At 59.7% G+C, this 26,103-nt stretch carries 21 protein-coding genes; 13 read left to right on the forward strand and 8 right to left on the reverse strand.

What is annotated here, in order from left to right:
• The first annotated feature begins 30 nt into the window (after positions 1-30).
• The gene (locus HNQ72_RS20615; protein ID WP_183994839.1) at positions 31-438 is read left to right on the forward strand and encodes a F0F1 ATP synthase subunit epsilon; all 408 of its coding nucleotides are present in this window, start codon (positions 31-33) and stop codon (positions 436-438) included.
• Positions 439-515: 77 nt separating this feature from the next.
• On the opposite strand, the gene HNQ72_RS20620 is transcribed toward HNQ72_RS20615, so the two are convergent.
• Positions 516-1,412: a LysR substrate-binding domain-containing protein gene (locus tag HNQ72_RS20620; protein WP_183994841.1), complete on the reverse strand. Its 897-nt coding sequence runs from the start codon at positions 1,410-1,412 to the stop codon at positions 516-518.
• Between the two features lie 109 nt (positions 1,413-1,521).
• On the opposite strand from HNQ72_RS20620, the gene HNQ72_RS20625 reads away from it, so the two are divergent.
• The 8 genes from HNQ72_RS20625 to HNQ72_RS20660 all read left to right on the forward strand — a co-directional run bounded on the left by HNQ72_RS20625 (position 1,522) and on the right by HNQ72_RS20660 (position 10,333).
• On the forward strand, positions 1,522-2,679 hold the full coding sequence (locus HNQ72_RS20625) for an iron-containing alcohol dehydrogenase (protein WP_183994843.1): 1,158 nt from the start codon (positions 1,522-1,524) through the stop codon (positions 2,677-2,679).
• A gap of 12 nt (positions 2,680-2,691) precedes the next feature.
• Positions 2,692-4,191, forward strand: a complete 1,500-nt coding sequence (locus tag HNQ72_RS20630; protein WP_183994845.1) for an aldehyde dehydrogenase family protein — start codon at positions 2,692-2,694, stop codon at positions 4,189-4,191.
• Between the two features lie 58 nt (positions 4,192-4,249).
• A complete protein-coding gene (locus tag HNQ72_RS20635; RefSeq protein ID WP_183994847.1) occupies positions 4,250-5,374 on the forward strand; it encodes a mandelate racemase/muconate lactonizing enzyme family protein in 1,125 nt (374 codons plus the stop codon).
• Positions 5,375-5,435: 61 nt separating this feature from the next.
• Positions 5,436-6,368: an L-lactate dehydrogenase gene (locus HNQ72_RS20640; protein WP_183994849.1), complete on the forward strand. Its 933-nt coding sequence runs from the start codon at positions 5,436-5,438 to the stop codon at positions 6,366-6,368.
• 103 nt (positions 6,369-6,471) lie between these two features.
• Positions 6,472-7,278, forward strand: coding sequence for a phosphate/phosphite/phosphonate ABC transporter substrate-binding protein (locus HNQ72_RS20645; RefSeq protein WP_183994851.1), 807 nt, complete (start codon positions 6,472-6,474; stop codon positions 7,276-7,278).
• On the forward strand, positions 7,275-8,171 hold the full coding sequence (locus HNQ72_RS20650) for a LysR family transcriptional regulator (RefSeq protein ID WP_183994853.1): 897 nt from the start codon (positions 7,275-7,277) through the stop codon (positions 8,169-8,171). Before HNQ72_RS20645 ends, HNQ72_RS20650 begins: the two co-directional genes overlap by 4 nt.
• 108 nt (positions 8,172-8,279) lie before the next feature.
• Positions 8,280-9,107 (forward strand): formate dehydrogenase accessory sulfurtransferase FdhD, encoded by an 828-nt coding sequence (fdhD, locus tag HNQ72_RS20655; RefSeq protein WP_183994855.1) that lies wholly within the window; start codon positions 8,280-8,282, stop codon positions 9,105-9,107.
• A gap of 176 nt (positions 9,108-9,283) precedes the next feature.
• On the forward strand, positions 9,284-10,333 hold the full coding sequence (locus HNQ72_RS20660) for an aldo/keto reductase (protein ID WP_183994857.1): 1,050 nt from the start codon (positions 9,284-9,286) through the stop codon (positions 10,331-10,333).
• A gap of 44 nt (positions 10,334-10,377) precedes the next feature.
• Here HNQ72_RS20660 and HNQ72_RS20665 read toward each other — a convergent pair whose 3' ends face one another.
• From HNQ72_RS20665 to HNQ72_RS20685, 5 genes are all read right to left on the reverse strand, one after another.
• Positions 10,378-12,141, reverse strand: coding sequence for a methyl-accepting chemotaxis protein (locus HNQ72_RS20665; protein ID WP_183994859.1), 1,764 nt, complete (start codon positions 12,139-12,141; stop codon positions 10,378-10,380).
• Positions 12,142-12,345: 204 nt separating this feature from the next.
• Entirely contained in the window at positions 12,346-12,825 is a 480-nt protein-coding gene (locus tag HNQ72_RS20670; RefSeq protein WP_183994861.1) for a chemotaxis protein CheW, read from the reverse strand.
• Positions 12,826-13,016: 191 nt separating this feature from the next.
• Positions 13,017-17,513: a translocation/assembly module TamB domain-containing protein gene (locus HNQ72_RS20675; RefSeq protein WP_183994863.1), complete on the reverse strand. Its 4,497-nt coding sequence runs from the start codon at positions 17,511-17,513 to the stop codon at positions 13,017-13,019.
• Positions 17,514-17,531: 18 nt separating this feature from the next.
• The gene (locus HNQ72_RS20680) at positions 17,532-19,457 is read right to left on the reverse strand and encodes an autotransporter assembly complex protein TamA (protein WP_183994865.1); all 1,926 of its coding nucleotides are present in this window, start codon (positions 19,455-19,457) and stop codon (positions 17,532-17,534) included.
• Between the two features lie 187 nt (positions 19,458-19,644).
• On the reverse strand, positions 19,645-19,908 hold the full coding sequence (locus tag HNQ72_RS20685; protein ID WP_148148190.1) for a glycine zipper domain-containing protein: 264 nt from the start codon (positions 19,906-19,908) through the stop codon (positions 19,645-19,647).
• A 389-nt stretch (positions 19,909-20,297) separates the two neighbouring features.
• On the opposite strand from HNQ72_RS20685, the gene hemA reads away from it, so the two are divergent.
• Positions 20,298-21,512 (forward strand): 5-aminolevulinate synthase, encoded by a 1,215-nt coding sequence (gene hemA, locus HNQ72_RS20690; protein ID WP_183994867.1) that lies wholly within the window; start codon positions 20,298-20,300, stop codon positions 21,510-21,512.
• A 33-nt stretch (positions 21,513-21,545) separates the two neighbouring features.
• On the opposite strand, the gene dxr is transcribed toward hemA, so the two are convergent.
• Positions 21,546-22,733 (reverse strand): 1-deoxy-D-xylulose-5-phosphate reductoisomerase, encoded by a 1,188-nt coding sequence (dxr, locus tag HNQ72_RS20695; RefSeq protein ID WP_183994869.1) that lies wholly within the window; start codon positions 22,731-22,733, stop codon positions 21,546-21,548.
• A gap of 127 nt (positions 22,734-22,860) precedes the next feature.
• On the opposite strand from dxr, the gene HNQ72_RS20700 reads away from it, so the two are divergent.
• From HNQ72_RS20700 to HNQ72_RS20710, 3 genes are all read left to right on the forward strand, one after another.
• Positions 22,861-24,090, forward strand: coding sequence for an FAD-dependent oxidoreductase (locus HNQ72_RS20700; protein ID WP_183994871.1), 1,230 nt, complete (start codon positions 22,861-22,863; stop codon positions 24,088-24,090).
• An 89-nt stretch (positions 24,091-24,179) separates the two neighbouring features.
• On the forward strand, positions 24,180-24,728 hold the full coding sequence (locus HNQ72_RS20705; protein ID WP_183994872.1) for a DUF2937 family protein: 549 nt from the start codon (positions 24,180-24,182) through the stop codon (positions 24,726-24,728).
• Positions 24,729-24,859: 131 nt separating this feature from the next.
• Positions 24,860-25,324, forward strand: a complete 465-nt coding sequence (locus HNQ72_RS20710; RefSeq protein ID WP_183994874.1) for a hypothetical protein — start codon at positions 24,860-24,862, stop codon at positions 25,322-25,324.
• Here the strand turns inward: HNQ72_RS20710 and HNQ72_RS20715 are convergent.
• Positions 25,297-26,025 (reverse strand): response regulator, encoded by a 729-nt coding sequence (locus HNQ72_RS20715; RefSeq protein WP_148148196.1) that lies wholly within the window; start codon positions 26,023-26,025, stop codon positions 25,297-25,299. The two genes, HNQ72_RS20710 and HNQ72_RS20715, sit on opposite strands and share 28 nt — an antisense overlap.
• Positions 26,026-26,103: the final 78 nt, after the last annotated feature.

Below are 26,103 nucleotides of genomic sequence, written 5' to 3' on the forward strand. Positions count from 1 at the left end.
CCACGTGGGAATTAGGGGAAGTGGACCTTCATGGCCGACGCTTTCAATTTTGAACTGGTTTCGCCCGAGCGCCTGCTCGTTTCGGAAAAAGTATCCGAAGTGGTGATCCCGGCGACGCTTGGCGAAATGACGGTGCTTGCAAGCCACGCGCCGACGATGACGACCATCAAGCCGGGCGTCGTTTCGGTGAAACTTGTTTCGGGACAGGTCAAAAAATACGTGGTGTTTGGCGGTTTTGCCGACATCCTGCCGGATAGCTGCACGCTGCTGGCGGATGCCGCCATCCCGGCTGCCGAACTGACGGTCGACACGCTGCAGAGCCGCATCGATACGACAAAGGCTGAGCTCGACAGGGCCAGCGGCGACGAACACAAGACCCGTGTTGAGCAATTCCTGACGGACCTGACTCAGCTGAACGGCATCGTCGTTCCGGCCTGATCGGCTACGCGATATTCCTGTTTGAAAAGCGGTCCTTGCGGGCCGCTTTTTGCGTTTCAGGCTGCGGCGTCACCTGCTCAGGGTTCCGATAGCAGGTGCTGGTGCAGGCGTAATCCTACCGCCGTCAGCGAACGGTAACGTGGCATGCCGAGGTGATAGCCGTAGCCGGTGTCGAGACGTTGCAATCCAAGCTCAACGAGGGCACCCGAGGCCAGTTTATCGGCGATGAGGCCGATGCTGCCGAGCGTGACCCCTTCGCCGCGCAGCGCGGCATCGACCGCCAGTGAATAGGTGGAGAATGAGAGGCGAGGCGCAACGCGCGCCTTGGGCGGATCGGGCAGCCGCGCGAACCATTGGCGGAAAGAAATCCAGTGGGCGTTGAAACGCTCATAGTCGATCAAGTCGAGACGGGTGATTTCGTCGGGCCGGATCGTGGTGGGGTCGAGACCGTTTCTTTCGATGAAGTCCGGTGAGGCGACCGGCACCAGCACTTCCTTCATCAGCGGCGTCAGGTTCCAGCGCGGGTGCTCGCCGGTGGAATAGAGAATGACGAGATCGTTGGCCTCCGAGGCAAGTTCGGATGGGGCGTCTGTGGTCAGCAGCCTTATGGAAACGGACGGATTGCCGTTGTCGAAATCCTTGAGACGCTTGGCGAGCCAAAGATGCGAGACCGAGCCGCTGGCGGCAATCGAGATGGTCTCAAAGCCACCGCCGCGAAAAGGCTCAAGGCTTTCTTCCAGATATTCAAGCGTGGCGCGAACCCGCTGGGCCAACCGTTCTCCCTCAGACGTCAGGGCAAGGTTGCGGCCGCGGCGGGTGAAGAGCTTTGCTCCGAGCTGTTCCTCAAGGCCCTGAATACGGCGGCTGACCGCAGCCTGGGTTATGTGCAGTTCACGGCCGGCTCGGGAAAAGTTCATGAACCGACATGCGGCGTCATAAACCCGGAAAGCCTCCAGCGGTATGCGGTCCAGCATCTATTCCTCCATGATCCCAGATCATCAAATATGCCGAGATTTCGACGGATTTGAAGAGCTGAGATTGTGATGCAGAGTATGGACGTTCGTTTCACCACCGCGGGCCGCCATGCAGTTCTCCACCTCCTTCATTCCCGATATCCGTTTCGGGGCCGGCATTTTCGGCAGCCTGGCGGATATGGTCAAAAACTTCGAGGGCACACGTGCTGCCCTTATCGTCATGGACGGCTTTCTCGCTGCGAGAGGTCTGGCGAAGGACCTTGCAGGGGAACTGATGGAGGCCGGATTCGAGCCGCGGCTTTATTCCGATTTTTCCGGTGAACCGAAGCTTCAGCATCTCAGAGCCGCCAGCGAGATGGCGCGGGGAGCCGACATGGTGATCGGTGTCGGTGGTGGTTCGGCGCTCGATATTGCCAAGGTAGCGGCCTGTTGTGCCGCCTCGGGCGAGGACCCGATGTTTTATGCGCTGGCTGCCAATCCCTTGCCGAAGAAGCCGCTGAAGAAGATCATGGTGCCGACGACGGCCGGGACGGGGTCGGAGACATCCGCCACCAATATCTTTGCCGGGCCGGAGGGGAGAAAACTCTGGATCTGGGGGCCGGAAACCAAGCCGGATCTGGTGCTGCTCGATCCTGAACTGACGATCTCGCTGCCGCCGAACCTGACTGCATGGTGCGGCATGGATTCCTTCATTCACGCTTTCGAGGCAGCGACCAACCGCAACTCTCCTGCATGGGTCCATGCAGGAGCAAAGCTCTATGCGCACGAGGCGTTGCGGTTGGTCGCAGGCTCGCTGGAAGCAGCGGTCAAAGCGCCGGGCAATCTGAAGGCGCGGGGCAAGGTGCTGCTCGGGTCCTGTTATGCCGGCATTGCCATCGACAATTGCGGCACGGCGATCGCTCACAACATCAGCCATGCGCTTGCAGGGCTCGCCCCCGTGCATCACGGGCTTGCCACGGCGCTGGGTTTCGAGGCGACGCTTCCGTGGCTGGTCGAGAAAGATACGACCGATCTCAACGAGGCAGCGCGGGCCATCGGGCTATCCGGTGCTACCCAACTGCCTGCTTTCGTGTCCAAGATGATGGATCGCTGCGGTGTCGAGCGGGCTTTGCCGAAGGTGTTCGGCGGGTTCTCTGCGCAGGATCTGGCTGCGGAGATGCGAGCGCCCGAAAACCAGCCGATGCGGCGCTCGACCATTCGAGAGGTCACGGATGCGGATATCGACGTCTTTGCCGCGGAGATCATGACGCTGCCGAAAACGCTTTGACGAGGTGCTGCGATGACAAAGACCTACAGCCGTGACTACTGGGAAAACGCTCTTTCCGATCTCAAGCTTGAAGGCCGGCATTTCATCGACGGTGAGTATCGCGATGCGCTGTCTGGTGAAACATTCATCCGCTGGCAGCCGATGGACGGCAAACCAGGTGCGGTTTTGGCACGCGGTGGCGTGGGTGATATCGATCTTGCGGTGGCTTCCGCGCGAGCTGCCTTTGAAAGTGGTGTCTGGCGGAGGCAGGAGCCGCTGGAAAAGAAGCGGATCATGCTGAAATGGGCGGAGTTGATCCGCGCTGATGCGCAAGAACTGGCGATGCTGGAAACGCTGGATGTCGGCAAGCCGGTTCTGGCGTCGTTGAATGTCGACGTCCGGCTTTGCGCTGACGGTATCCAGTTCTATGCGGAAATGATCGACAAGCTTTATGACGAGATCGCGCCGACCGGACCAAATGCGAGGGCTTTGGTGCGCAAGGTGCCGCTCGGTGTAATCGGGGCGATTACGCCATGGAACTATCCGATGATCATCGATGCGTGGAAGCTCGGGCCGGCGATTGCTGCCGGCAATTCGGTGGTACTGAAGCCGGCAGAGCAATCGTCGCTCACAGCCATCCGGCTGGCGGCGCTGGCGCTTGAAGCGGGGCTTCCGGCCGGTGTCTTCAATGTCGTGACCGGTTACGGCGAAGAGGCGGGCAAGCCGCTGGCGCTGCATATGGATGTCGACATGATCGCCTTTACCGGCTCGACCGAGGTGGGCAAACTGATCATGGGCTATGCGGCGCAATCCAACGTCAAGCGAGTGGCGCTGGAACTTGGCGGCAAGTCGCCGCTCGTCGTGTTTGAAGATGCCGATCTCGATGCGGCGGCCTCGGCCGTTGCTTGGGGCTGTTTCTACAATTCCGGCGAGACCTGCCATGCTTCGACAAGGCTTCTCGTTCAGCGCTCGGTGCAGGAGAGACTGATCGACAAGATCGAAGTTGTGACGAAGAGCGATATTACACTCGCGCATCCGTTCGAGCCGTTGGCGCAGATCGGCGCGCTGATCGAGGAAGCCCATATGCGGAAAGTGCTCGGCATGATTGCCGATGGCGAGAAGGGTGGTGCACGGCGTGCCTTCGGAGCCGAGCAGGTGATGTCGGAAACCGGCGGCTATTACATCTCGCCCGGCGTGTTCGTCGACATGACCAACGACATGAGACTTGCGAGGCAGGAGATTTTTGGTCCGGTTCTGGCGGCGATCCCGTTCGACACGGAGGAGGAAGCCTTGCTGCTCGCCAATGACACGATCTACGGGCTTGCCGGTGCAGTGTTCACGAAAGATATGGACCGGGCGCATCGCTTTTCCGAAGCGCTGCATGCTGGCACCGTGTGGATCAATACCTACGACATGTCGAATTTCTCGACGCCGTTCGGCGGCTTCAAGCAGTCTGGTTTCGGGCGAGATCGCTCGGTGCATGCGATCGACAAGTACTGCGACTACAAGACGATCTGGCAGCAGTTCGGGTGAGGGGCGACGCAGGCCGTGGTTTGTGACGCGAGCAGAAGACAAGCAGGGAAGAGAAACCATGACCCGCATCGCAGCTATAGAGATCACCCATCACCGTCTCCCTCTCGATCCGCCATTCAAGGCGAGCTGGGATGGGCGCGCGCGGGGCCACTTCGATGCGACGATCGTCAGGGTGAGGGATGATGAGGGCCGTGAGGGGATCGGCTCGGGCGACCTGATGAAAGGGTTCGAGGGGCATGAAGACCTTTTTATCGGTGAGGATCCGCGGCATCTGGAGCGGCATTACGAGGTGCTGTCGCATATCAATTTCCACTATGGCCGCTGCTGGCCGCTGGATCTGGCGCTGTGGGATCTTTCCGGCAAGATTACCGGCGAGCCGGTATGGAGGATGCTTGGCGGGCGATCGGACGGGGTGAGGCTCTATGCGTCTTCCGGCGTGTTGCGTGAGCCTTCGGCGATGGCTGATCAGGCGGAGCGCTATATCGACGAAGGTTTTCCGGCAATGAAGGTGCGCTTCTCGTCTTCGGCGGGCGGGCGGACCAGTTGGCGTGATGACGTGAGGGCGGTGGAGGCGATCAGGGCACGCGTGGGCGGCAGGATGGAATTGATGGTCGACTGTAACCAGGGCTGGCGCATGCCCTGGGATACGACATTGCCCTGGACCTTCAAGGATGCGCTCGCCGTGGCCAAGGAGCTGGAAAGGCTCGGCGTCTACTGGATGGAGGAGCCGCTATTCCGTTCCGACAGAAAGGGGATGCAGGCTTTGAAGGAGGCGACGTCTGTCAGGATCGCAGGCGGCGAGATGACTCGTGAGCTTTACGAGTTTCGCGACATCATCGAGGAACGCGCCTTCGATGTGATCCAACCGGATGTGGCGCTTGTTGGCGGCATTACCGGTTGCCGCCGGCTGGTCTATCAGGCGCGGGAGGCGGGCGTGATGTTCACGCCCCATAGCTGGACGAACGGGATCGGGGTTCTCGCCAATGCGCATCTGACGGCAGGTGCGGGCGATGCGCCCTTCCTCGAATATCCCTATGACAATCCCGAATGGAGCGAGACGCGGCGGGATTATCCGATGGCCTCGTCACTCAGACACAGCCAGGGTTGGCTGGAATTGGGCGATGCGCCGGGGCTCGGTGTGGTGCTGGATGAGGAGCGTCTTTGCGCCACACAGATCGGCTGATTTCGCCATGGCGCCGTGATGCCGACCTGCTATGGTTGAGGCATTTCATGGAGTGATTGCGATGAAGATTGGCATTGTCGGTGCGGGCATGGTGGGCAGTTCGGCGGGTTTCGCGCTTGCGATTGCCGGTTATGCCAATGAGATCGTGTTCGTGGACAAGAACGAGGCGCTGGCGGTGGCTCAGGCGGAAGATATTTCGCATGCCGTGCCGTTCATGTCCGCCACGCGGGTGCGGGCTGGCGGTTATGCGGATCTCGCCGGTGCCGGGATCGTGGTGCTTTCCGCTGGTGTCGGGCAGCGGCCCGGAGAGGGGCGGCTTGAACTTCTGGAACGCAATGCCGTCGTCATTCGCAGTATCGTCAGCGAGATCCTGGCTGTCGTGCCTGATCCAATCCTGCTGGTCGCGGCCAATCCCGTCGACATCATCACCCATATCGCGGCAAAGATTTCCGGCCTGCCGCCTCACCGGGTGATCGGGTCGGGGACTATCCTCGATACGGCGCGGTTCCGCAGCCTGCTTGCCCGTCATATCGAGATCTCGCCGCAGTCCATTCCGGCATTCGTTATCGGCGAGCATGGCGACAGCGAAGTGCTCGCATGGTCCGGTGCGGTTGCAGGTTCTGCCGATCTCATCTCGTTTGCCGCGCAGCTCGGCAAGCCGATCACCGAGGATGTCCGCAAGGCGATCGATCACGACGTTCGCAACGCCGCCTACAAGATCATCGAGGGCAAGGGGGCGACCTATTACGGCATCGGTGCCGGCATTGCCCGGATTGTGAGGGCAATCACGCGGGACGAAGGCTCGGTGCTTTCTGTCGCAATCCATACGGACCATGTCGCTGGCGTCGACAATGTGACGCTCTCCCTGCCGCGTGTCGTTGGCGCCCGTGGCGTCACGGCTGATTTGTTGCCGGATCTCGAACCGTCCGAGCAGCAGGCGCTGACCCGCAGCGCCCAGATGCTCAAGGAGCTTTCCGACTCCCTGCATATCTGAGGCATCGTCGAAACAGGTGTGGCCTGCGGGTACTGGCGGATTTGCCTGTTGGCAGGTTCGAGCAGGAAGAGATAGAACTTGTCCTGACGATGTCGAGGACGAGATGCTCGCAGGCCTACCCATGTATGACTGGCCGGAAATTTCGGCGGCCACGGACGAATTCTGGACCATGCTCAGGGGCTGTCTGCTGCGCCGGGGCATTGATGCGCCCGAGGCGTTGACGCGGCAGGATGATCTGGCTGGGATGTGGCATTCTCCCGATCTTGTCTTCGGGCAGACATGTGCGCTTCCCTTTGCCATGGATCTTAACCGCCATGTCCGGCTGATCGGATCTCCCGCCTATGATATCGGCTGCGCGCCCGGCTGTTATTACAGCCTGCTGATCGTGCCGAAGGGCAGGTCCACGGAGCTTGAGAGGTTTCGCGGGCCTGTCGTGATCAACGAATTCAGTTCCCAGTCCGGCTTTGCAACGCTGATGCTGTCGCTCGTAGCGGCCGGCGTGGATATGAACGAGGTGAGTGTCCGCGCATCCGGTGCGCATCGCGCCTCGATCCAGGCCGTGGCGAACGGCGAGGCGGAGCTTGCGGCAATCGATGTCGTCTCCTTCACCCTGGCAGAGCGGTACATGCCGGAGGTCTCTGCGGTCGAAGTGATAGGCTGCACGCGTCCGACGCCGGGAATGGCGTTGATCAGCGCGTTGCCGGAGGTGGCGACCGACGGTCTTGCCAGTGCGTTCGAAGAGGCTGTTGAAATGCTTGCCCCTTCGCTTCGCCGCGAACTTCTGCTCATCGGTTTCCTGCGCCGAAATGCAGAAGATTACGTCGGCGTTGCCGAAGCGTGGCGTTCCATCGAGAGCCGGCTGCCATCAGATGCCGCCTATTCCCTCAAATCTTTTGCGGTGCCGCGATGATCGACAAGCTGGAATTCTTCATCGTTCTGGCGCGTGAAGGGCATTTTGGGCGTGCGGCCGAAGAATGCGGCATTGCCCAGCCATCACTTTCGGCCGCCATTCGTCAACTGGAGGAGCAGCTCGGCGTTCAGCTGGTGGTGCGCGGTTCGCGTTATCAGGGGCTGACGCCGGAAGGGCAGCGCGTGCTGGAATGGGCCAAACGTATCGTCGGCGATGCCCGGACGATGCGCGAGGAAATGCGGGCGGCGAAGAAGGGGCTGGCGGGACACATCCGGCTTGCCGTCATTCCGACCGCGCTTGCCATGGTGCCGCGGCTGACGGAGCCTTTTCAGGAAAAGCACCCGAAGGTGACCTTCTCGATCGTCTCGCGCAATTCGTTGCAGGTGCTCTCACAGCTCGACGATTTCGAGATCGATGCGGGCATCACCTATCTGGATAATGAGCCGCTTGGGCGTGTGACCAGCGTTCCGCTTTATTCGGAAAACTATACGCTTGTTACGGCTGAAGGGACGCCTCTCGCTGACCGGGAGAGTGTGAAGTGGGCCGAGATGGCGGATCTGCGGCTGTGCCTCCTGACGCCGGACATGCAGAACCGGCGGATCATCAACCAGCATCTTTCCAGTGCAGGCGTGTCGATCACGCCGATGCTGGAATCGAATTCGATGGTCGTGCTGCTATCGCATGTGGCGACAGGCCGATGGGCCAGTATCATGCCGCGCAATGTTGCAAGATCCTTCGGCTTCACGCAGAGCCTCCGCATGATCCCGATTGTAGAGCCGGAAGCGAAACACATGGTGGGGCTGGTCGCGCCGTATCGGGAGCCGTTTACTCCCCTGGTTTCTGCCCTGCTGCATGAGGCGAGGGGCCTCGGCAGGGACATGGCAGAGATATAGTTTTCAAGGGTCCACGATCGGCGGTATGCGACTGGCGATCGATCACGGAAGCACTACGTGATAGTGGTGGCACCGAACGTAAATAGATAAGGCAATCGAGGAGAGGTCATGACCGGCTTCGGGACGACGATCGTGGCGCAAGAGATCATTCGCCGGAATGGCGTGGTCCGCGCAGGCTCGCGTGCGGTGCCTGCAGAAGTGCCAATCGCCTTTTCTTATGGTGGCTCCACCCATGCCGTCATGATGGGCACACCGGCGGATCTGGAAGACTTCGCCATCGGTTTCAGTCTGACGGAAGGCATCATCGCCTCAATGGCCGAGATTGAGGAGGTCACGGTTCTGGACGAGGGGCAGGGCCTCGACGTGCAGGTGCGGCTTGCGGAAAACAAGGAGGATGCCTTGCGCGCCCGGCGGCGGCATATGGCCGGGCCTGTTGGCTGCGGGCTCTGCGGCATCGAGTCGATCGAGCAGGCCATGCGGGTCGTTCCGGATGTCCGTGATGTTGGGGTGGTACTGACGCCTGAAGACATTACGGCAGCGATGGCGGCTTTGAACGGCGCGCAGCCTTTGCATGCAGAGACACATGCGGTTCACGGAGCAGGTTTTTTCATTCCCGGTGAGGGATTGATCGCGGTGCGTGAGGATGTCGGCCGGCATAATGCGCTCGACAAGCTTGCCGGAGCGGTGATCCGCGCTGGGCGAGAGGGTGGTCAGGGCATCGTCGTCGTCACCAGCCGCATCTCGGTGGAGATGGTGCAAAAGACGGCAATCCTTGGAAGCTCGACACTCGTGGCGATCTCGGCACCGACAGCGCTTGCCATTCGTACCGCAGAAGAGGCCGGGATGACGCTCGTGGCTTTGACGCGTGGTGAGGATTTCGAGATATTTGCCGGTGCGGAGCGCATCGACACGGGATCTGTCGCCGACGTCGCGTGATGATTTCGACCTGAGTTCGGATTCAGGTCCATTTTTATAAGCGGAGCTGCCTCCGTTTATATTGCCAAACCGGCCAAGGTCGGTTATTGATGCACCGTGCCTTTCGCGGATTGTGCAATCCTGCGGCCGGGGCATCTTCTCATTTCACATACCATATCTCCCAGATGGAGCCGTTCATGCGATACAATCAATTGGGCAATACAGGGCTGTTCGTGTCCGAACTGTGCCTCGGCACGATGACCTTCGGCGAGGCCGACAACGCCGCCTTGTGGGGCAAGATCGCCGGCGTCGATCAGGATGCAGCCGACCAGATCCTCGACCGTTCGATCAAGGCCGGGGTCAATTTCGTCGACACGGCCGATGTCTATTCCTTCGGTACTTCGGAACGGATTCTCGGTCAGGCCATCCGCAATGTCGGCGTCGCCCGCAAGGATATCGTGATCGCCACCAAGTTTTTGGGTCAGATGGGCGACAAGCCCAACGACCGTGGCGCCTCGCGTGGGCATATCATGGATTCGGTCGAGAAAAGCCTTGAGCGACTGCAGGTCGATCATATCGATCTCTACCAGATCCATGGCACCGACACCGTCACGCCGATCGACGAGACGTTAAGGGCGCTCGACGATCTCGTTTCACGCGGGCTCGTTCGCTATATCGGGCTTTCCAACTGGGCAGCGTGGCGGATTGCCAAGGCGCTCGGCATTTCGGAACGGCGAGGTTTCGCCCGGTTCGAAACGGTGCAATCCTACTACTCGATTGCCGGCCGTGACCTGGAGCGTGAGATCGTGCCGCTGATGCAGGAAGAAAAGCTCGGCCTGATGGTATGGTCGCCACTCGCCGGTGGTCTGCTTTCAGGCAAATACGGTCCCGGCGCGCCCGGCAATGGCGAGGGCCGGCGTCAGGAATTCGATTTCCCGCCGGTGGACAATTACCGCGCCTGGGCCTGCGTTGCGGCCATGCGCGAGATTGCGGCCAGGCATGAGACAAGCGTGGCTGCGGTGGCGCTCGCCTATATCCTTGCCAAGCCTTTCGTCACCAGCGTCATCATTGGGGCCAAGCGGATCGAGCAGCTGGATGAAAACCTGAAGGCCGTTTCGGTCAAACTCGATGCCGAAGACCTGAAAAAGCTCGACGAAGTCAGCGCGCTGATGTCGGAATATCCGGGCTGGATGCTGGAGCGGCAGGGTGTGGGTCGCCGCCCGGCTCCTTTCGAGCCGAAGGACTGAGATCGTGAGGGAGGCCGGATCGGCCTCCCTTTTTCCGTTTCAGCTCAGAAATCTTCCCAGCCGGCTGCCCTCTTGAGATTGGCATGCGCCATTCGCAACGGGGCGGTGCCCACATGGGCGGTTTGAGGAGCGCTGTGGGCGGCCGGTCGGGATGCGAGCCGCTTGCCTTCTCCGATATCGAACTGCATCAGAAGATCACGCAGGCTCTTAGCCTCGCTTGCCAGTGAGTGGCTGGCCGCGGTCGTCTCTTCCACCATGGCGGCGTTCTGCTGGGTCGCCTGATCCATATGGTTCACCGCCTGGCTGATCTCGCGTAGGCTCGATGCCTGTTCGCGGGAGGCTTCGACGATGGCGGAAACATTGTCATGAATGCTGGCGACCTGACCGAGAATATCCCGCAGCGAGCCGCCCGTGCGACCGACCAGTTCGACGCCGCCGGAAACCTGATGGCTCGAGGTGTTGATCAGCGTCTTGATCTCCTTGGCGGCCTTGGCGGAGCGTTGCGCCAGCTCGCGGACTTCCTGTGCTACGACCGCAAATCCCTTGCCGGCCTCGCCTGCACGGGCGGCCTCGACGCCGGCATTGAGCGCCAGCAGGTTGGTCTGGAACGCGATGTCGTCGATGACGCTGATAATGTTGGTGATCTCGTTGGACGATTTGGCGATCTCGTCCATGGCGGCGATTGCCTGCTGAACGACAAGGCCGGACTGTTCGGCATTCTGGCGGGTGTTGGTGACAAGCCGCCCGGCTTCTTCAGCGCGGTGACTGGAATCGCCGACAGTGCGGGTAATTTCCTCCAACGCCGCGGCTGCCTCTTCCAGCGATGCGGCCTGCTGCTCGGTGCGTTTTGCCAGTTCTTGAGACGCGTCGCGGATTTCACTCGATGCAGAGGCGATACCGGAAGCGTTCTGCGAGACGACCTTCATCGCGTCGCGCAGCTTGGCGGCGACCGAGTTGAAATCCTGGCGGGTCGATTCCATGCTGGGCACGAAGCGGGTTTCGATCGATTGATCGAGCTTGCCGTCTGCCAGATCGCGAAGACCCGTGCCGAGCATGCCGATCGCGCTCATGCGCGGGGTCACGTCGGTGGCGAATTTCACCACCTTGCAGACCTTGCCGTTCAGGTCGGTAATAGGGTTATAGGCCGCCTGGATCCAGATCTCCTTGCCGCCCTTGCCGTAACGGACGAATTCATCGGCGATGAATTCTCCATTCGCCAGGCGTGGCCAGAATTCCGCGTAGTCCTGTGATGCGGCGTAGCCGGGTTCACAGAACATCCGGTGATGCTTGCCCTTGATCTCCGACAGGTCATAACCGAGGCCGGCGCAGAAGTTTTCGTTTGCCTCCAGGATCGTGCCGTCGGGGAGGAATTCGATGACGGCCTGCGAGCGGCTGATGGCGGAAAGCTTGGCGGCGTCTTCGGTTGCCTTGATCTTCGCTGCGGTTATATCGGTTGCGAGCTTGATGACCTTGTAGGGCTTGCCACCGCGCGAAACAGGGTTGTAGGAGGCCTGGATCCAGATTTCGCGGCCCGACTTGGTGATCCGCTTATATTCTCTGGCGTCGAAATTTCCGGCTGCAAGATTGGCCCAGAAAGCCTTGTATTCGGCCGATGCTGCGTAATCCGGCTCACAAAAGATACGGTGGTGCTTTCCCCTGATTTCGGCAAGCGAATAACCGAGCGCTTCGCAGAAATTAGGATTTGCGTTTAGGATGTTTCCGCCAAGATCGAATTCGATGACTGCTTGCGATCGCGATATCGCGGCGAGAGTGTCCAGCGCACCTGCCGTCTTGCCCAGTCCCAGCATTGAGTGTCCCTCAGACGTAACCTTGTGGCGGTTACTGCCATATAGTCAATGGAGGTTGCGCTTCAGACAACGCGCTGAACTTCCAGCTATATTAGGACATCAAAAAATTAATGTGACCTTTATTAAAACTACAATTATTAGCCAGGAAAAATAAGAGCCGCATTTTCGCGGCTCTTTGACTTGGTTTTGCTGTGAAAGCCTGCCTCAGGCAGCAATATCTTCCATCTCGGTGCCCTTGAACATCTTGGCGAGGTTCAGGAAGCAGATCATGCCGTGCTCGTTGGCGATGATCCCTTCGGAGAAGGACTTGTCGAAGGAGGCGGAGACTTCCGGAACCGGCTGAACCTGGCTCGAGGGAATGGTGAGGATGTCGGAGACGCGGTCAACGAGCATGCCGATGACCATGTTGTGTACTTCGGCGACAACGATCGCGCTGCGTTCGTTGGCAACAGTGCTCTTCATGCCGAGCTTGTATGCGAGATCGATGATCGGAATGACCGAGCCGCGCAGGTTCATGACGCCGATAACGTCCTTCGGTGCATGCGGGAGCGGCGTGGATGGCGCCCAGCCTCGGATTTCGCGGATCGTCGTCGTCTTGACGCAGAATTCCTGATCGTGAAGACGGAAGGCGATGATCTCAAGCATTTCGCCGCTATACATGGTGGAATTGATCGTGGTCGCCATCAGAAATGCCCCAGCTGTCCGTTGCCCGCATGACGGTTACTGCGCCCGATGAATTCAGGTGCAAGTCCCATCACGTCGCAATCCGGCGCCGAAGCACGGCGAATCTCAGATTGCGCGATGCCGACTTTAATCGAGGATTATTTCTCAAACATAAATCATAGAACGCAAAATCGCGGTCTGGAGGCTAGGGCCTAATATTCTTTCTCATAGAAGATACCGGCCTTGCCGCCTTCGGTGCCGGCTCCTGCCTTGAGCTTCACGCCGCGGCCGACATCGAGATTGATCGTTGCCTGCGCCCCGCCTTCGCCGCCCTGCTCCACCTGAAGATAGGTGCGGTTATTGATGTAACGGCCAACCGAAACGGTCGTCTGGCCTGTTGCATCGGTGTTGACGTCCAGATCATCGACGCCGAGATTGCTGCGCAACGTCTGCAGAAGCGAGGTCGAGCCACCGCCGGCAAGCTGGCTCACGGCATCCGCCAATTGGGCGATCTGCAGCGGCGACAGCCGCGACATGGATTGGCCGAAGATCAGCTGTGCCAGAACTTCATCCTGCGGCAGAGAAGGGGAGGACGTAAAGGCGATGGTCGGGTCGTCGGCCATTCCGGTTACGCCGACTGTGATCGTGGTGGAGCCTGATGTCGTGTCCGCCGACATGTTGAGGACCGGGATCAGGCCACCGCCGAAGGTGATATCGCCCTCGGTGAAATCGAGACGTTTGGTCAGGATGATGATACGGCCGCGGCGCATTTCGAAGCCGCCCGATACCTGCGGCTCGATCGCCGTGCCTGCGACGGTCAGTTCCCCGCCAAGTTCCGCATCGATGCCGCGGCCGCGGACGAAGATGCCGTTTGGTGCGCGTACCTTGAGTTCGAGCCTGATGGGGTTGGAGCTGCCTGATGCCTGTTTCGGCCTGATCTCTTCCATCTGTCGCAGAACTGCAGCCGGTGCGTTGCGGTGCCGGATATCGATCGAACGCAGCGAGGTCGGCAGCTTGGCCGGAACGGTGATCGAAGCCTTGGTCAGCGCGATGTCGCCGCCCAGTACGGGGCCGGACATGACCGGACCCTTGAATGTGAGAGTGCCGTCTGCCGTGATCGCAAACAGGGTGCCATCGGCATAACTCGCCTGGGCCAGCCTGATCGTCAGGTCTGCGGGGAAGCCGGATGCGGGTTCGATGCCGACGGTGCCATCAACTGTGACGGTTCCGCCCCCTGATAGCGAACCCGAGATGCCCGAGAGACGTGCGGTCTTGCCGTCCAATGCGATATTGGCGGTAAGCGAATTGATCGCGAGGTTTCGGCGGACATCAATGAAGCGCGAGCCGGATGTGACAAGCGTGCCGGTAATCGCCGGAGACGCTGCATTGCCTCGTACTGCGATGTCGACATTGCCGGTGCCTTCCAGAATGAAGCCCTGCGCGGAAAGCTGGCCTGCAAGAATGGAGAAGGGAAGGTTGCCGGAGAATTTGAGATCGAGCGGCCGGTCACCGGTAATCACGGCTGTGCCCCCGCCCGAGAGCGCGATGCCTCCTCCGCCGGAAAGGCGAGTGTCGACGGTAACGCGGCCATCCTGAAATGTGCCTTCAGCGGTTATGTCTACTGCTGCAACGCCGGCAGTCGAGGTCTGGCTGACGGCTGCATTGTCCCAGCGGAGATTGTAACGGACTGCAGGTGCCTGGGGTGTGCCGGTGGCTGTGACAGTGCCGGAAATCATGCCCTCGGCGCCGAGACTGGGAACGAAGGCATTGGCGATGCTGGCGGGAATAGCCTTGGCGCGGGCATTGATGTTCAGTGCCGGGCCACCGTTCGCGTTGAGAAGTACCTTGCCGTCGGCGGTGATTTCCATGCCGCCGCTGCCGGCAATGCGCGTTTCGTCTAGTGTGACTGCGCCATCTGCAAAGGTGCCGGTCGCAGAGATGCGAAACGGACTGATGCCAGCGTCGCGCATCTGGCGAAGCTGGGCATCACTCCATTCTAAATCATATCGTATTGCGGGAGCAGAGCTTGTGCCCGTTGCATTGATCGTGCCCGAAATGTTGCCTGCCGCGTGGATGGTGGGCAGGAAGGTGTTGAGCAGGCTTGCCGGCAGCGCATTGATCGTTGCGGCCACATCGAGCGTTGAGCCTGCCGTGCCGTTTACAGAAACGCTGCCGGTGCCGGTCGCAAGGGTGAGGTTCGACAGGCGTGCGCCGCCGTTCTCGATGACGATGCGTGTCGGATTTTCCAGACGTACCGGGATCTTGCGCGGTGTTGCCTCGAAATTTTGCAGGCCGATGGCAAGACCATTTGCGGTTTCGATCGTCGCCTTGGTGGTCAAAGGCGCGCCGTCGTAATTGGCTGACAGGTCGATCGAGGTCGTCGTGCCGGAGTGATCCAATCCGACATTCAGGCCTTCAAGGAAGATGCTGTCGGTTCCAAGACGCGCGGCACGGATAGAGCCCTGTGCGGCGATGGTCTTGATGTCCGGTATGGTCAGGTCGATTGCCGGCTGCACCAGGCCCGCATTGCCGCGTCGAATTGCCGAACCGTTCGCCTTGATGACGGCACCGGTTGTCTGGCCTTCGCGATTGAAGGTGACGGAACCCTTGAGATCACCCTGGGCCTGCTGAGCGGCCAGCGCTGCAAGCAGCGATACGTCGGGGAAATCGAACTGGAGCTGGCCGGACGGCATGAATTCGGGCGAGAAGGTCAGGGCACCGGTCAGCTTGTTCGGACCGATTTCGGCATTGATCGCCGGAGCCTGGGTTTCGCCGTTCGCCGATGCCAAGTCGCTGCTGATGCGGATCGGCTTGCTGTCGATCGAGCCGTTGACGGTAAGGCGGCCCTGCGGCGCATCGGGATTTGCCGTGCCTTCGAGGATGAGGCTCAGGTCTTCCAGCCTGCGGCCGGCAAGCCGGGCTTCGGCTGAATTGATGACGGCTCTGACATTCGCGCCGGTCAGCGGGCCCTTCGCGGAAATGTCGAAGCCTGCGGCGCCTTCCGCGTCACCCAGCCAGCGCTTGATATCCGGTAGGCGACCGGCAAGCCGGCCGGAAACGTTGCCGTTTTCCATCAGCACGTTGCCATGGGCTTCCAGCGCGTTCGACTTGATAACGAGGTTTTCCAGGCTCATGCGGCCGCCTTGAACGACGTCCACATATCCTTCTGCAGCGATGGCGCCTTCAAAGCGCGGCGCGAGTGCCGGCGGCAGGATGCTCGGATTGGCCGAGAGGCGGAAATTGCCGGTCACCGCCTGCTTCGACGTGTCGTAGGCACCGCTGACGGTGCCGTTGAAGCCTGCGCTTTCGAAGGTGGCGGCATCAAGCCCGATCGCCGGCGGCGCAAGGCGCAAGGGTGCGTCGAGCGTTACCGGACCCCGGACCATGCGGCCGATATCAGGGTTGGCGAAGTTCAGTTCGCCGACGGTAAAACGGCTACGAATGCTGCCGGCGCGGGCAATGAGATCGAGATCCTCGCTTTCCGCCTGAAGCCGGATCTGGCGGAAGCGGCCTTGCGGAAGCTCGGCATAGGGAAGCGATGCGGTGGCGTTGAAGCGCGCGGCCGCGGCTGCTCCGGTCAGGGTGAAATTTAGGGTTTCGAGCGAAAAGCGGCTTGGCTGGCCGTTGATCGGCCATGCCACTTCGACCGGTCCCTTGGTGCCGGCAAGGCTTGCCGTCAGGCTGTTATCACCCTTGGGGTCCCAGGCTCCCTTGGCGGAAATGCGTACGGCACCCGAGGTCAGCTGGCCGCGCTGGAAATCGACGCGGCCCGATTTCGAATAGGTTGCCGCGATATCGATATCGGTCGTGCCGTCGAACAGGTCGCGAAGTGCAGGCGGCATCAGAGTGGCAAGCTGGCCGCCGCCTTTGACCTCGACGCGGTGCCCGCCATTATCGACCATCACATGCCGACCATCGACCGAGATAACCGGCTGGCCGTCGACATTCCCGGACAGCTTGCCGGCCCAGTTGGACAAGGGGCCCTCTCCATCGAGGGCGAGTTGCACGGCCGGAGCGCCGGGTAGCCGCAGCAGGCGTGCGAGAAGCCCGCCCTGCGGCTCGGATACCGATGCCTTGAGTGTCAGGCGATTTTCGGAGGGAGCATAAACGATGTCGGCAAGCGCTCTGGCATCCGGCTCATCCTTGCGGGTCGCCTGAAGATCCAGCGCGATATTCGGCCCCGTCGCATCGATCGACCCTTTCAGGGAAAGTGCGAAGTCGCGGCCCGATAGCGCCTGAGCGAGATTGATGTCCGGCAGGTCGAGTTGTGCGACCCTGATGCCGACGGGCAATGTCGTGCCTCCCGACGAAGTCGTGGTTGTGGCAGGCTTTGCAGCGGTTGGTTCCGGTGGACGATAGACATCGATCGCGCCTGCGGTGATGCGGTCGGCGCGGAACTCGCCGGTGATCAGCGCCGTCGGCGACCAGTCGATCTCGATGCCATTGATCTGGGCGTAAGGGCCTTTGCTGTCGGACAGCGTCAGTGCGCCGACGCGAAGATCACCGGTCAGCAGGCCTTCGGGCCGCGTGAATGTGATCGAGCGATCGGGAGTGGACACAAGTGACGATATGCGGCTGGCAGCCATATCGCCGCCGACAGGCGTGAAGGCGACGAAGAGAACAACGCCGAGCGCCATGACGAAAAGGACGCCGATTGCCGCGATCGCGGCTCTCAATGTCCATTTCAGAAGGCGGACGATGAATGTCATAATAGTGTTGCTGCCTCTTTAGAAAGCCTGGCCGATGCCAGCGTAGATACCGAAAGAATTTCCACCGTCATAGCGCCTGAGTGGAACTGCGAAATCCAAGCGAATTGGACCAAAGGGTGTTGCATAACGCAAACCCAATCCTGCACCCGCGCGAATATCAGAGAAATCAGGCACGATTTCGGTTGCTACCGTTCCAACGTCTATAAACGGAACGATGCCGATATTCTCTGACACTTTTATGCGCGTTTCGAAAGACGCCAAAACGTAGGAGCGGCCACCTACCGCATCGTCATCGTCATTATAGGGCGATATCTCGCGATAGCTGTAACCACGCACTGATCCGCCCCCGCCCTGGTAGAAGCGGCGGGTTACCGGAATGTCCTGCAAGTCGCCGGTTCCGACCAGCGTGCCGGCACCGAGCCGGGCTGCGAGAACCACCTTGTCTTCGGCGCCAAGCCCATAATAACCCGCGATAGAGCCCTCGAATGACGAAAAGACGTTACCCTTCAGCGCCTCATAACTCGGCTTGGCGGAGACTGTTCCGTAATAGCCCTCGGTCGGATCGAGCTTGTTGTCTCGTGTGTCGCGCTCGAAGGATACCGGCAGGCTGAAGGTCAGGTAGTCATTGCGATCAAACGCGTCGTCGGCCCGGATGTAGGAGATCTCGCCGCCGCCGGTTACCTTGTCGGTGGCGTTGAGTTCGTAAGCGATGCCGGCGGAATAGGTGATCGACTGGGCTTCGTAGATGTCGTCCGGGTTTTCGCTCTTGGCTTCGAGCTTGGAAATGAAGGTCGCTTCCGGCACGTAGAAGCCGGGTTTGGTGAAGGTAATGCCGGCGGAATAATCGAATGTCGTCACATCGGTCGCGCCGATGCCGGAGACGGAGCCTTCGAGCCGCAGCGATTCGGCCTGGCCGAACAGGTTGCGGTGTCCCCAATATCCCTGAACCCCTGCGCCATCGGTCGACGCGTATTCAAGACCGAAGCCGAAATAGCGAAACTTGCCTTCCGATACCTCGATCGCAAGCGGCAGGGAACCATCGGGAGCCAAGCTGTCGGCCTCATGGATGGTGATGCTGGAGAATACGCCAAGCTGGCGCAGACGTTCCGAGGCTTTTTTGAGCTGTTCCGGAGAGTAGCGTTCGCGTCGGTCGAGACGGGAGTAACTCTGGATGAAGTCAGGATTGACGGCCCGAGCGCCCTTGACCGTTACTGTGCCGAACGGCGCCACAGGTCCGCCGACAGCGCCAAGCACCACATCGACTGTCCTCTTTGCATGATCTGCCGTGATCTGTCGCTGGAGAGGGTGGGCCAGCGGACGTCCCTCTTCCTTCAAGTCGACAACGATCTTTTCGCCGGCTTTCAGGATGATCAGCGAGCCGGCCGGTCCGCCCGGTTCCAGATCGTAATCAGCAGGGTTTCTGCCCGCCGCGTCTCCCTCGAATCGCACTGCGCCGAGCTTGAATTCGGGACCGGGCGTCACATTCACGGTTACCGGAACAGGCTTGGAATGGTCGAATGTCGGATTAGGAGGGAGCTGGTCGATATCGGTTCCGGCGATCGATATGTTGACGATGCCGCCGTATCGGGCTTCTTCGTAGAGAACGGCCACCAGACGGTCCCGGTCCTCCCGAGCCTTGACGATGATGCCGAGATCACCGGAAACCGGCTTTTCGTCGTCATTCACAAGTGCGGCGGCCGATTTCAGCCGGTCAGCAAGGTCGCCGTCCGCGTCGCCCGTTTCGATCGTTGCTTCATAACGAACCGGGTCGATGACCTCGACGGTTTCCTCGTCGCTGCCGAACAGGGTGATGCCGAAAATCTTGAATGCGTATGCTTCGGGCGCAAAGACGGGCGAAAGAGCCAGGCTACCAGCCAGCAAGCAGGCCAGGCTTCGCCGCCGGCTGCTCCAGTCGCTCATCCTCCCAGCTTTTCTCTTTTCCATACGCAGACTTAAGTATCGCAGCTGTCGGTGAAGACCCTCATGGTCGCTTGAAACCTCTGTACCCGGAAAATCCTAAAAGGGGTACCCTTGATCTCGGCTGCATGATGATTTGATGAAATAAAAGGCCCCGAAGCTGGCTTCGGGGCCACATATTTGAAATATCTGACGTTATGTCGCTTACCGCGCTTTAATAACGGCGCGGGCAATCGTCGATGTAGCGGCGACCATAGCGGTCACGATAGTAGCACTGGCCCGGCTGTTCGGAGACATTGCCGATCAGCGCGCCGGCCACGCCGCCAACGGCTGCGCCGACTGCCGCGCCACGAACGTTGCCGGTGGCAACGCCACCGATAATGGCGCCTGATGCAGCTCCAATGCCAGCTCCCTGCTCGGTCGCAGTGCAGCTTGCGAGCGATGCGCCCACCATCAACATAATCAGAGCCTTCTTCATGGCTTTCTCCGGTTTCGTTTCGTCGCAACCATTCTCTGATGGCGCTACGTTTCCGTTGGAACAATAGGTCTCGCTTGTAAAGAGTCCATATGAGCAATGTATTTTATTGTTTGGATTGCCGAAAACGATGAAGAATGCTGCCTAGGATTGTGGCGAGGCCGGTTGTTCAATCACTGTCTGTCAACGTTGCTTGTGTCCAATTCGGGCAGATTTTTTCACCAGGCGCTTGATGTGGGTCAATCTTCACATTTCGGCTACCACTAAGATTAGGATTGGAATAAATCTAAAATGGGCCTATTGCCGCAGGCAAGCGTGAACAGCCTCTTCAGGCTTGACGAAGAAGCTGGCAAAAATCAAAAAAAGCCTAACGCAGTTTTTGGAGCGTAAGCATGGATTTCGAGGCATTTTTCAAAAGCGAACTGGACGGACTGCATCAGGAAGGCCGTTACCGCGTGTTCGCCGATCTCGAACGACAGCGCGGAAGTTTCCCGCGAGCGACGCACCACACGCCCGATGGCACGAAGGATGTGACTGTCTGGTGTTCCAACGATTACCTCGGTATGGGCCAGCATCCGGCCGTGATCGCGGCCATGCACGAGGCCATAGATCACTGTGGCGCGGGTGCGGGAGGCACCCGGAATATTTCTGGCACCACCCACTACCACGTTCTGCTTGAGCGCGAGCTCGCTGATCTGCACGGCAAGGAAGCCGGCCTTATCTTCAATTCCGGCTATATGTCGAACTGGGCAACTCTCGGTGTGCTAGGTCAGAAGATTCCCGGTCTCATCATCTTCTCCGACGCGCTCAACCATGCCTCGATGATCGAGGGTATCCGTCACGGCAAGTGCGAACGGGTGATCTGGAAGCACAACGATCTCATCGACCTGGAAGCCAAGCTTGCGGCCGCCGATCCGAAGGCGCCGAAGATGATCGCGTTCGAAAGCGTCTATTCGATGGATGGCGATATCGCGCCGATCAAGGAAATCTGCGATCTGGCCGACAAGTATGGCGCAATGACCTATCTCGACGAGGTTCATGCAGTCGGCATGTACGGTCCGCGCGGCGGCGGTATTGCCGAGCGTGAAGGCCTGATGCATCGTGTGACGATCATCGAGGGCACACTTGCCAAGGCGTTCGGCGTGATGGGTGGCTATATCACAGCGTCCACGGCACTTTGCGATTTCGTCCGTTCGTTCGCTTCCGGCTTCATCTTCACGACATCCTTGCCGCCGGCTCTTGCTGCTGGTGCGATTGCCTCGATCAAGCATCTGAAGGTCAGCCAGATGGAGCGTGCGCGCCATCAGGAGCGTGTCCGCAAGCTGCGCAGCATGCTCGACGCCAAGGGCATTCCGCATATGCCGAACCCCAGCCATATCGTGCCTGTCATGGTCGGCGATGCCGCCAAGTGCAAGTGGATTTCAGACCTGTTGATGGATAACTGCAATATCTATGTGCAGCCGATCAACTATCCAACCGTGCCGCGCAAGACCGAGCGTTTGCGCATCACGCCGACGCCGCTACATTCAGATGCCGATCTTGAGCATCTGGTCGCCTCGCTGCATCAGCTCTGGTCACGCTGCGCGCTGGCGCGGCATGTGGCTTGATCCAAAAATTCTGAGTTAAAGAAAAATGGCCGCTTATGCGGCCATTTCCTTTTGGGCAATTGCTTCAGCAGCACGACGTCGGGCTTCCGCGTCGGCAGCAAAGACGTCGTCCATGGTGATGGCGGAACCGTAGCCGACCATGTCTTCCATCACGTCCTCGGCGATATCCGCCATCTGCAGGAAGCCGATACGCTTTTCCAGGAAGGCGTTGAAGGCGGTTTCTTCCGCCGCATTCATCACCGCACCCTGCACGCCGCCGCGATCCATGGCGGTGCGCGCAAGCCGCAATGCCGGAAAACGCGTCTCGTCCGGTGCTTCGAAGTCCAGCCGCGCCAGCTTGGCGAAATCCAGTCGTTCGACATCGAGCTTCGGGCGATCCGGATAGGTGAGGGCATAACCGATGGCGGTGCGCATGTCGGGGCAACCGAGTTGGGCAAGCACTGAGCCATCGGTGTAGCCGACCATGGAATGAATGATCGACTGCGGATGAACGATCACCTCGATCTGGTCAGGGCGGACATTGAAGAGGTGTTTGGCCTCGATCATTTCAAGCGCCTTGTTGAACATTGAGGCGCTGCCGATCGAGATCTTCAGGCCCATCGACCAGTTGGGATGGGCGCGCGCAACATCGGCGGTCACATTCGCCATCTGCTCGCGGCTCCAGGTGCGGAAAGGCCCGCCGGATGCGGTGAGCACGATCCGCTCGACTGCGTGACGCTGATCATCCTCCAGCGACTGGAAGATCGCGCTATGTTCGCTGTCGACCGGAATGAGCTTGCCGCCGCCATCCGCGACGGCCTTGACGAAGAGTTCGCCGGCGGAAACCAGGCATTCCTTGTTGGCAAGCGCGATATCTGCGCCGCGTTCGGCGGCAGCGACCGTCGGCGCGAGGCCGGCGGTGCCGACGATCGCAGCCATGACCCAATCGGACGGGCGCTGGCCTGCTTCCACGAGTGCCGCGCGACCGGCAGCAACCTCGATGCCGGTGCCGGCAAGCGCATCCTTCAGCGTCGCATATTGCTTGTCGTCGGCCGTGACGGCGAGGCGGGCGCCGAACGTCACGGCCTGTTCTGCGAGCAGCGTGACATTGCTGTTGCCCGTGATTGCGACGATGTCGAACGCATCCCGTCCACCCAGCTGCGCTACCACGTCGAGCGTGTTGACGCCGATCGAGCCAGTCGACCCGAGAATGCTGATGCGGCGTCTATCCATGTCTGCCATGCCGTTTCCATATTCACTGTTGCCGTTGGTCTACAAGTGAACGATGGCGGCCACAAGACCGGTTGCGATGCGGCAGATGTGATCTGATACGACTTGATCCGGCGGCTGATCGGAGCGAAATGGAGCGATGAGCGAAATCGTGAAGATCAAGACGACCTGTGTCATTGCCGGTGCCGGCCCTGCCGGGCTGATGCTCGGATTTCTGCTGGCGCGGGCCGGGGTCGATGTCACCGTTGTCGAAAAACATGCGGATTTTCTGCGGGATTTTCGTGGTGACACCATCCATCCCTCGACGCTTGAAGTGATCGATCAGCTTGGCCTGATAGACGCATTTCTCGCCCTGCCGCATACGCGGGCTGAAAAGCTCTCGGCCGAGATGGGAGGAAAGACGATCACGATTGCGGATTTTTCCCGACTGCCGGTGAAAAACCGTTTCATCGCCTTCATGCCGCAATGGGATTTTCTGAATTTCCTGGCGGCATCCGCGCAAGACTTTCCCAATTTCCGGCTGATCATGAATGCCGAGATTACCCGCGTCGTCGAAGATGGTAGCAGGGTCTCGGGCATTGTTGCCCGAACGGCAGAAGGCGACATTCAGATTGAGAGTGATCTTGTCGTCGGTGCCGATGGCCGTAATTCCGTCATTCGCGCCAAAGCTGGGCTGCGTGTCGAAAATTTCGGCGTGCCGAGTGAAGTCGTCTGGATGAAGCTTTCGAAACAGGATGGCGATCCCAACGAGGTCATGGGCCATGCAGGCCCAAGGCAGGGTTTCGTCCTGATCGATCGCGGTGACTACTGGCAATGCGGTTATGTCATCCGTCGGACGACATTCGCTCAAATCTGCGATCATGGCATCGAAGCTTTCCGAAAGATGGTGGCGGATGTCTCGCCGCTTCCGGCATCACGCATGGATGAAATACGGTCATTTTCCGATACGAGCCTTCTGACGGTGCGGATCGATCGCCTCAGGCAGTGGTGGCGGTCAGGATTGATCTGCATTGGCGATGCGGCACATGCCATGTCTCCGATCGGCGGGGTGGGCGTGAACCTCGCCATCCAGGATGCCGTCGCGGCTGCAAATATCCTCTCGCGTCCGCTTCGCGAAGGCAGGCTTGCCGATGCTGATCTCGCAGCCGTCGAAAAACGCCGCAGCTTTCCCACTCGAGCGACGCAGAAGTTGCAGTTAATGATGCGCAGCAGCCGGCGGGCGGATCAGGCGAATGAGCACAAGCGCAAAGGCCCACCCGGTTTCATTCGCGGGATCGCCCGATGGCCGGTTCTGGCCCATCTTTCCGGCCGGTTGATCGGTCTCGGGTTCAGGATGGAGCGGGTGAAGGAGCCGCGTCCCACACGATAAGGCTTAAACTTGCAGGTATCGGCTTACTTTGAATTGCAACCTTTGCGATCCGGATTCGTTGACGACTATGACGAAGCCGAGGGTTAGCCGTGTTTCTTGTTCGCCGGGTGCTGGCAGTGCTGATTGTTGGGTATTTCGCCTTGATGTTTTCTCAGGCGCCGGAATTCGCCCAGCAATATCGTGAACGTCTCGCCGGCGCGGTAGACGAGCTTACAACTGCCATCCAAATTTTCGACGAACAGGCAAATCATGCCGGCCTCGATCGGCAAACGGCATTGAATATTTACGCCTCCTCGAACGAGAGCTCTCTGCACCAGCAGGTTGATGCAATGCGGCGAAGCGTAGCGCGATATCAGTTGCTTTCGGACCAACTTGAAGATCTTGCGGCTGCCTCGTCTGTCCTGAGGCCTCTGGTGATCGCAAGGCAACCGGATGACAGAATTTTCAGCGATGCCTGGCGGGGCTTCATGCCGTCTTTCCCAGTCAGTTTAGCCGGAGTGATATGGTGCGGAGCAGGTCTCTTGATTGGCATATTTGGTGCGGCGAGCGTCAGTGCGCTGTTTGGTGCGGTCGCACGGTTTCGTCGTGAGGCGCTGTCGAGAGCGTCTTCCCCCATCAAGGGTAGAGCGCTGCAGTAATCCGCGCTTCCGTGCCTTCAGCATTCCAGCCTGCGGTTGATTAGCATCAAGGTGACATCCTTTGGGTGCGTCAAAATAGCTCGGCTGTCATCTGATCAACAATAAACGTGCAGACGGTGCGGACGAATCGAATGGGCTACAAGATCGGCACACTTAGCCCCAGAGACGCATTGCGTGCCTATGCACTGATTGAACGAGCCATGCCGGGAGTCGATCTGGAGCAGTGGACCGCGCTCACGGCCACGACATTGCTGTGCCGCTGCTGGTTCATCGTCAAGGACAGCATGGGCTATATCCGGGGCATAGCCTATGTCGCGGTTAGAGGTGACGGGGACCTTCGACGCCAGGTCGAAGTCCCGCTCTTCGTATCGGTGAGCCTGGTCGACAACAGGCAGGTGCTGGGCCTACTTTTTTCAGCTGTCAGGAATTTTGCGATCAGAGAGAAATGCCGAACGATCCACATATGGACAGCCCTGCCTCCGGATTGGTCCGTACTGACCGGCTTTCTGGAGCGCGGACCATGGGACCATGGGCTGATTTGCGGGGTCGATGACGAGGCCCCGCCGGATTATCCTATCTTGCCGGTGAAAATGTAGCCCACGCCGCGGATCGCCTTGATGAACTGGGGATGTTTGACATCCGCCTCGATCTTTCGTCGAAGCCTGACAATCTGGGCGTCGATCGTGCGGTCGAACGCCTCAAGCTGTCGGCCGCGTGTCATGTCCATGAGGAAGTCACGCGTCAGAACACGTCCGGCGTGGTTGAGAAACGCTGCGAGCATGTCGAATTCGCCCGTCGTCAGTTCGATTTCGGCCCCAGCAGGATCGAGCAGCTGTCGCCGCGAAATATTGAGGGCCCAGCCTTCGAAGCGGATAACCTGATCCTCTTCCTGCACAACCCGCGGTGTGGCTGGCTGCCGCCTCCTCAATATAGATTTCAGGCGGGCATGCACTTCTCTCAAATGGAAAGGTTTTGCGATGTAATCATCGGCGCCGATCTCGATGCCGATGATGCGATCGACGACGTCGTCGCGGCCGGTCAGCATCATGATCGGCACGTCGGATTTGGCACGGATATCGCGCGCAAGGTCGAGTCCGTCGCGTCCACCCGGAAGCGAGAGATCGAGCAGCACGGCGTCGATACTATTTTGACGCATCGCAACGTTCATCTCGACGCCATCGGGTACGGTTGTAACCCGATAGCCTTCACCCTCGAAATAACGGGAAAGCATCTGGCGGATACGAGGATCGTCATCGACGACGAGGATGTGTGCCGCATGGGCTGGGTCAATAGACATAAAAACTAGCCGGGCTGTTACAAACTGTTACCAATTCGAACCGTCTTTTACGGCCGTAGCATTCGCGTGTTACTGCCG

This window comes from Aliirhizobium wenxiniae (assembly GCF_014201355.1).
In the GTDB taxonomy this organism is placed as follows: Bacteria; Pseudomonadota; Alphaproteobacteria; order Rhizobiales; family Rhizobiaceae; genus Neorhizobium; species Neorhizobium wenxiniae.

What these genes read in the sequence shown, in the direction of transcription:
- HNQ72_RS20615 (WP_183994839.1), top strand. Translation starts at nt 31, where the DNA reads ATGGCCGACGCTTTCAATTTTGAACTGGTTTCGCCCGAGCGCCTGCTC.
- HNQ72_RS20620 (WP_183994841.1), bottom strand. Translation starts at nt 1,412, where the DNA reads ATGCTGGACCGCATACCGCTGGAGGCTTTCCGGGTTTATGACGCCGCA.
- HNQ72_RS20625 (WP_183994843.1), top strand. Translation starts at nt 1,522, where the DNA reads ATGCAGTTCTCCACCTCCTTCATTCCCGATATCCGTTTCGGGGCCGGC.
- HNQ72_RS20630 (WP_183994845.1), top strand. Translation starts at nt 2,692, where the DNA reads ATGACAAAGACCTACAGCCGTGACTACTGGGAAAACGCTCTTTCCGAT.
- HNQ72_RS20635 (WP_183994847.1), top strand. Translation starts at nt 4,250, where the DNA reads ATGACCCGCATCGCAGCTATAGAGATCACCCATCACCGTCTCCCTCTC.
- HNQ72_RS20640 (WP_183994849.1), top strand. Translation starts at nt 5,436, where the DNA reads ATGAAGATTGGCATTGTCGGTGCGGGCATGGTGGGCAGTTCGGCGGGT.
- HNQ72_RS20645 (WP_183994851.1), top strand. Translation starts at nt 6,472, where the DNA reads ATGCTCGCAGGCCTACCCATGTATGACTGGCCGGAAATTTCGGCGGCC.
- HNQ72_RS20650 (WP_183994853.1), top strand. Translation starts at nt 7,275, where the DNA reads ATGATCGACAAGCTGGAATTCTTCATCGTTCTGGCGCGTGAAGGGCAT.
- fdhD (WP_183994855.1), top strand. Translation starts at nt 8,280, where the DNA reads ATGACCGGCTTCGGGACGACGATCGTGGCGCAAGAGATCATTCGCCGG.
- HNQ72_RS20660 (WP_183994857.1), top strand. Translation starts at nt 9,284, where the DNA reads ATGCGATACAATCAATTGGGCAATACAGGGCTGTTCGTGTCCGAACTG.
- HNQ72_RS20665 (WP_183994859.1), bottom strand. Translation starts at nt 12,141, where the DNA reads ATGCTGGGACTGGGCAAGACGGCAGGTGCGCTGGACACTCTCGCCGCG.
- HNQ72_RS20670 (WP_183994861.1), bottom strand. Translation starts at nt 12,825, where the DNA reads ATGGCGACCACGATCAATTCCACCATGTATAGCGGCGAAATGCTTGAG.
- HNQ72_RS20675 (WP_183994863.1), bottom strand. Translation starts at nt 17,513, where the DNA reads ATGACATTCATCGTCCGCCTTCTGAAATGGACATTGAGAGCCGCGATC.
- HNQ72_RS20680 (WP_183994865.1), bottom strand. Translation starts at nt 19,457, where the DNA reads ATGGAAAAGAGAAAAGCTGGGAGGATGAGCGACTGGAGCAGCCGGCGG.
- HNQ72_RS20685 (WP_148148190.1), bottom strand. Translation starts at nt 19,908, where the DNA reads ATGAAGAAGGCTCTGATTATGTTGATGGTGGGCGCATCGCTCGCAAGC.
- hemA (WP_183994867.1), top strand. Translation starts at nt 20,298, where the DNA reads ATGGATTTCGAGGCATTTTTCAAAAGCGAACTGGACGGACTGCATCAG.
- dxr (WP_183994869.1), bottom strand. Translation starts at nt 22,733, where the DNA reads ATGGCAGACATGGATAGACGCCGCATCAGCATTCTCGGGTCGACTGGC.
- HNQ72_RS20700 (WP_183994871.1), top strand. Translation starts at nt 22,861, where the DNA reads ATGAGCGAAATCGTGAAGATCAAGACGACCTGTGTCATTGCCGGTGCC.
- HNQ72_RS20710 (WP_183994874.1), top strand. Translation starts at nt 24,860, where the DNA reads ATGGGCTACAAGATCGGCACACTTAGCCCCAGAGACGCATTGCGTGCC.
- HNQ72_RS20715 (WP_148148196.1), bottom strand. Translation starts at nt 26,025, where the DNA reads ATGTCTATTGACCCAGCCCATGCGGCACACATCCTCGTCGTCGATGAC.